This window comes from Oleiphilus sp. HI0067 (assembly GCF_001635735.1).
In genome coordinates this window covers 1-1,182 of the sequence record NZ_LWFI01000919.1, presented here as the reverse complement: position 1 = coordinate 1,182, position 1,182 = coordinate 1, and the positions used below count along the sequence as shown (strand labels likewise).

The following is a 1,182-nucleotide window of genomic DNA, read 5'->3' as shown; positions in this document are numbered from 1 at the left end:
TATAATCGTCAGAACTCTATTTTAATGCATCAAGCATATCGATGATTTTTTGTGTGTAATCAAGTTTTGGATCGGCATACAAAGCCGCTTCTCTTGGCATAATGACATCCAGCTTTTCCTGAGCAACCAAGTCTGCAATCACCATATCCAAATTCGGGCGTGACAGTTCTAAAAATTCCTGACGCTTCTCCGCCAAAGCCTTATCAAGCTTCGTTTTCAAGTAACGAAACTCTTGCGCTTTTTCCTCTAAATCCGCGGAAAGTTTTGCTCGTTCGCTATCACTCATAATTGCCGCATCGTTTTGCAAACGCAGTTCAAGTTTGCGCGCAGCCTCACTTACAGCGCGGACCTCAAGGTCTTGTTCCTTAAACTCAGCGACCATTTTATCCGAGAAGCTTTGTGCCGCCTTTGACGAAAATAAAGCTGCTCGCATATCGATCAAACCAAGGCGAGTCTCAGCTGCAACTGAGAAACTAAGCATCGCAAGCATTACCACAGCACTAACTGATCTAATTAATTTCATGAGATAAAATCCTCGTTTTTATTAAAATGGTTGTCCAAGAGAAAACTGGAAAAACTGCTTTTCGTCTTCAGGCGTCGCATTCATGGCCTTGCCAAAGCTAAATCCAAGTGGACCGATAAATGTATTCCACTGCAAAGCTAAGCCAGTTGACCATCTAATTTCTTCAAACGCAAAGTCATAACCTCGTGCGGTATCAAATACATTACCCGTATCAACAAAGTATGCCATTCTCATGGAGCTTTGATCTTTGATAAAAGGCAATGGAAATATTAGTTCAAAACTATTTTCAACTAGCAAATCACCGCCAAATGGATCAGCTGTCGCAAACTGGAACTGCTCAGTTGTCTTGGGACCAAGAGAGTTGTTTTCATACCCTCTTACCGAGTTGATACCACCGGCATAATAATGCTCATAAAATGGCATTTGATCTGTGTCACCATACGCCCCGCCATAAGCAAGCTCGTTCCGCATACGGAAAACAAAGTCGTGTTGACTGCTTAGCGGAACGTAAAAATTAGAGTTATAGCGAACCTTGTAAAATGAAAGATCGCTTCCCGGCACAGTAATCGAAGCGCTTAAACCTTGGCGCCAACCAGCGGTTGGGAACATGCCTCGATTCAACGTACTACGCGACCAACCACCATCAAGCTCATAATTGT

The 1,182-nt window shown here is 43.1% G+C and carries 2 protein-coding genes; both read right to left on the bottom strand.

What is annotated here, in order from left to right:
* Nucleotides 1-16: 16 nt before the first annotated feature.
* Complete coding sequence (locus tag A3739_RS10715; protein ID WP_068478409.1) at nucleotides 17-523, bottom strand: OmpH family outer membrane protein; 507 nt, start codon at nucleotides 521-523, stop codon at nucleotides 17-19.
* 21 nt (nucleotides 524-544) lie between these two features.
* On the bottom strand, nucleotides 545-1,182 hold a 638-nt coding region (locus A3739_RS10710), incomplete at its 5' end, for a BamA/TamA family outer membrane protein (protein ID WP_156502535.1).

Excerpts from the sequence above, each read along its gene's own strand:
- A3739_RS10715 (WP_068478409.1), bottom strand. The coding sequence starts at position 523 with ATGAAATTAATTAGATCAGTTAGTGCTGTGGTAATGCTTGCGATGCTT.